This window comes from Nonomuraea sp. NPDC049607 (assembly GCF_040675375.1).
GTDB lineage: Bacteria > Actinomycetota > Actinomycetes > Streptosporangiales > Streptosporangiaceae > Nonomuraea.
Window position 1 is genome coordinate 1 of sequence record NZ_JBFAOV010000092.1, and the last position, 4,589, is coordinate 4,589.

4 protein-coding genes are annotated in these 4,589 nt (G+C 66.6%); 3 read left to right on the forward strand and 1 reads right to left on the reverse strand.

The window, feature by feature from the left end; genetic code table 11:
- Positions 1–573, reverse strand: a 573-nt coding sequence (locus AB0J97_RS51465; protein WP_364104751.1) for a beta-ketoacyl synthase N-terminal-like domain-containing protein, incomplete at its 3' end; no start/stop codon positions are given.
- A 773-nt stretch (positions 574–1,346) separates the two neighbouring features.
- On the opposite strand from AB0J97_RS51465, the gene AB0J97_RS51470 reads away from it, so the two are divergent.
- From AB0J97_RS51470 to AB0J97_RS51480, 3 genes are all read left to right on the forward strand, one after another.
- Entirely contained in the window at positions 1,347–2,255 is a 909-nt protein-coding gene (locus AB0J97_RS51470) for a proline iminopeptidase-family hydrolase (RefSeq protein WP_364104754.1), read from the forward strand.
- A 116-nt stretch (positions 2,256–2,371) separates the two neighbouring features.
- Positions 2,372–3,604, forward strand: a complete 1,233-nt coding sequence (locus tag AB0J97_RS51475) for a type III PLP-dependent enzyme (protein WP_364104757.1) — start codon at positions 2,372–2,374, stop codon at positions 3,602–3,604.
- 106 nt (positions 3,605–3,710) lie between these two features.
- Positions 3,711–4,589 (forward strand): type I polyketide synthase (locus AB0J97_RS51480; protein WP_364104760.1); only part of this gene is annotated, 879 nt, incomplete at its 3' end.

Sequence of the window (4,589 nt, forward strand, 5' to 3'; positions counted from 1 at the left end):
GTACGCCACCCGGCCAGAGATCACAGAGCTCGTGTTACCGGTCTGCACATACCCTTCCGCCCCCTCGGGGAAGGGCCCCATGCCGGCGACGTATCCGGTCTGCGTCCCTCCGATGAAGACCCCTGTGGGCGTACCGCGCAAACTGCCGGGGGCGATCCCGGCCCGTTCCAGAACCTCCCACGAGACCTCAAGCACCAGCCGCTGTTGCGGATCCATCACCAGGGCCTCGCGCGGGCTGATCCCGAAGAACTGCGCGTCGAAGTCACCGGCTCCTTCGAGGAAACCGCCTTCGCGCACGTAGGTGGTTCCGCTGCTGGTGAAGTCCGGGTCGTAGAGCGCGTCCATGTCCCAGCCCCGGTCCTCGGGAAACGCCGAGATTCCCGAACGCGACTCCACCAGCATGTTCCACAGGTCTTCGGGAGATTCCACTCCCCCGGGGTAACGGCAGGCCATGCCCACGATCGCGATCGGCTCGCGGTCTTTCGCCTCGACCTCGCGCAGGCGCCGGCGAGTCCGCTGAAGGTCGGCGCTGGCGCGCTTGAGGTATTCGCGGAACTTGTCGTCAGCAGCCATGGAACGTCGACCAGCCCTTCACGTAGGGGGGTGGGACTCGGAAAAGCAAAAAGGCATGGCCTCTCTGGATCGTGGTGCGCCCTGCGGCGCATGTTCGATCGAGGGGCCAAGGGGGTCACCTCACGAAGCGGGTCTCCCTGTCGCCCTGGTTCAGGCCACAAGGATCGACAGGAGACCGAACCGTCGTACATCCGAGCAAGCGGAAACCGTCGCATCAGTGAGTGGGGTGACTGTGACGCTCATTCAGTTCCTTCCGGCTCGCGCGGTGATCAGCACCTCGAGCAACCCGCCGGAGCTTCATCGACTCTGACGAGACAGTAATCAGCCGTATAGAAGTCACCGACCCCTAGCTCACCCTTAACTCCCCCTGCGAGCGTTCATCCGTCGCTCCGCGGAGTTTTCTCAGGTGATGGAACGCCCTGATGATGCATCGGGGCATCCGAGCGTTCCGGCAGTCATGGAATGAAGCCGGGTAAGGCCGAGCCGTTCCCAGAACGCCCACCCTCGGAAACAGGGCGTCACCGGGCTGCCGCGGCAGTGGAATCCCGCAGCCAGGAACAAGCTGTTCGGGGCAATGGATGCGTACCGAAATGAAGACCGATGTGATCGGACGTCATAGGGGAAAGACACGGGCCGCCTAGGGGGTCCGCCTTCGAGCGGCCTTCGCCTAGCGTCGTCAAGGTCGCTCACATGGACTGTGGTCAACCCATCGAATGGTGCCGCGACGAACGGCCTGTGGCGTGCGACGCCGTCTCCGCACCGACCGTGATGAGGTGGTTGGCTTGGCCCTGTCCCCCAGCGCCAGGGGCACCGTGCCGTTCGGCGATCACGTGACCTGGTACCGCGTGACCGGCGCCCTAGGGCAGGGGAAACCGGCTGTCGTGACCCTGCACGGAGGACCCGGCGGCACCCACGACTACCTGCTCCCGTTGGCGGAACTCGCCGGCGCGGGATGGCCGGTGATCCACTACGACCAGCTCGGCAACGGCGGTTCCACCCATGTCGACGACGCGGACCCCGGGTTCTGGACCCCGGAGCTTTTCGACGACGAGTTGGGCAATCTGCTGGACCGCCTCGGAATCGCCGACGACTATGTCCTGTTCGGGCATTCCTGGGGCGGGCTGCTGGCTGTGCGGCACGCGTCCCACCACCCATCTGGGCTACGCGGGCTGATCATCGCGAACTCGCCGGCTTCGTATCCGGAATGGCGCAAGGAACTGAAGATCCTGCGCGACCTCCTGCCGGTCGAGGTGAACGACGTCCTGCTCGCCCACGAGGCGGCCGGGACGACCGACTCCCGCGAGTACTACGAAGCGATGATGGTCTTCTACAACCGGCATGTGCTCCGAATACGACCGTGGCCCAACGAGTTCATGGCGACGTTCATGGACACGCTCAGCAATCCGACCGTCTACCACACCATGAACGGGCCGTGCGAGTTCCATGTGACCGGCACGTTGAAGGACTGGAGCACCATAGACCTGCTGGCCGACATCTCCGTGCCCACTCTGGTGCTTTCGGGCCGGCACGACGAGGTCACCCCGGAATCGGTACGGCCATTTCTCGACCTCATTCCCGAGAGCCGCGAAGTGGTCTTCGAGAACTCCAGTCACTCGCCGCACCTGGAGGAGCCGGAGCGTTTCCGGAAGGTCATGCTCGATTTCCTGGCGACCCTGGCATGAGCTGACGCCAGGCCCTCGACCCGACCGCTCCCCTGCGAGTAGCCACGCATGCCAACCCCAGGCCCGTACATGGAGAACTTCAGGGCCGAAGGTCTCCTCAGGCAGAAAGAGAAGCCGTGAACCTGAAGAGCGACGCCGACCTCGTCGAGCGTTACGGCTCACCGCTGTACGTCTACGACCTGGACCGTGCTGTTGCGGCACGTGACGACCTGCTCGCCTCCCTGCCCGAGGGAACGATCGTCTACTTCTCGTTCAAGGCGAACCCCCATCCGGGAATCGCCGAGGCCTTGCGAAGGGGGGCCGATTCCTCGTGCAAGGCTGAGATCAGCTCCGCAGGCGAGCTGGTGGCGGCCTTGACCGCGGGATTCGATCCGCTCGACATCCTCTACACCGGACCCGGCAAGACGTCGGAGGAGGTGGAGGCGGCCGTCGAGGCAGGTGTCCGCGTCTTCTCCGTCGAGTCGGTCGGCGACCTGCGGCGTGTCGGACACGCCGCGCTGAGCCAGGGCGCGACCGCGTCCTGCCTCCTGCGGGTGAACAGCTCCGGGCCCGGCGCCACCACCAGCATCCGCATGACGGGCACGCCCTCCCAGTTCGGTTTCGACAGCGAGACGCTGCCCGATCTCATGCCCGAGCTCCGGTCCGTCCCCGGCACTCGTCTGTCGGGGATGCACCTGTTCTCGCTCAGCAACGCGAAGGACGAGGACTCTCTCATCGCGGAGCTGACGCACACGATCACCGCGGCCGCCAAGGTGCGCGACTCGACCGGCCTCGTCCCGGAACTGCTGGACCTCGGCGGCGGCTTCGCCTCCCCCTACCTCACGCCCGGCAAACGTCCCCTGTACGGGGGGCTCCGCGCCGCGCTGGAGGAGATCCTCGACTCGCACTTCCCCTCCTGGCGGCAGGGCAGCCCGCGCATCGCCGCCGAATCCGGACGGTATCTCGTCGGTGACTGCGGACGGTTGCTCTGCACCGTCACCAACGTCAAGGAGAGCCGCGGCATCCGGTTCGTCATCCTGGACGCCGGGATCAACGTGCTGGGAGGCATGTCCGGACTCGGACGTCTGCTGCCGGTCTCCGTCGCGCTCGATGGCGACGAGAACGGCCGCGGCTCCGCCGTCGCGAACCTGGTCGGCCCGCTCTGCACCCCGGGCGACATCCTCGGCCGCAACGTCGCCGTCCCCGACCTGCGGCCGGGCGATCTGGTGACCATTCCGAACGCCGGAGCCTACGGCATGACGGCCAGCCTGGTCATGTTCCTGGGGCGTCCGGCGCCAATGGAGATCACCCTGCGCCGCGACGAGGTCATCTCCGCGTCCCGCGTGATCTGCACCCGCATGCAGACCTAGCGCCTCAGCGCCTCCCTGCCTCCGGCAGGACCTCGCCGTCCCCGATGTCGGCTGCTTTATCCGAATGCAGAGGCAGAACCACCGCCGTTCGTAGGGAGAGTCAACGATGAGCCCGTCCGATCACAGTGCGTCCGACGCCAGCGGCACCCCGGCCACCGGTGCCAGGCGAGCGACGAGCTTCACGCTCCAGCTGGCCGACCTCTCCATGGCGAGACGCCGAGCCGTCCTCATCGAATTGGTGAGCCGTACGACACTGGACGTGATGAGCGCCATCATGCCCGGAGCGCTGGAGACGATCTCCCCCGAGCAGAGCTTCAAGGACATGGGGCTCGATTCTCTCGGCGCGGTGGACCTGCACGACCGGCTCGTCGCCGAGCTCGGCATCGAGCTGCCGATCGGCATCGCGTTCGACCGTCCCACGCCGTCCGCCCTGGTCGACTACCTCGTCACCGAGGCGCTCGGGCTCGGCGAGACGTCGGCCGTCGAGATCACACCCGCCGTCTTCGGTGACGAACCGATCGCGATCGTGGGCATGGCCTGCCGCTACCCCGGTGGGATCGCCAGCCCTGAGGAGTTGTGGGAGCTGGTCCGCGACGGCCGGGAGACCGTGTCGGAGTTCCCGACCGATCGAGGATGGGATCTCGACCGGCTCTTCGACGACGACCCCGATGCCGGGAACACCACCTATGCGCGCGTGGGCCACTTCCTGCACGACGCCGCGGAGTTCGACGCGGAGTTCTTCGGGATCAGTCCGCGCGAGGCCCTGGCGATGGACCCGCAGCAGCGGCTGGTGCTCGAAACCTGCTGGGAGGCCATCGAGCGGGCGGGCATCGACGCGCACACACTTCGTAAAAGCCTCACCGGGGTCTTCATCGGGGCCGAACCGCAGGACTACGGCCCTCGGCTGCACCAGGCGCCCGCCGACGTCGAGGCACACCTTGTCACCGGTGCGGCGCCGAGCGTGGTCTCTGGGCGGGTGGCTTAT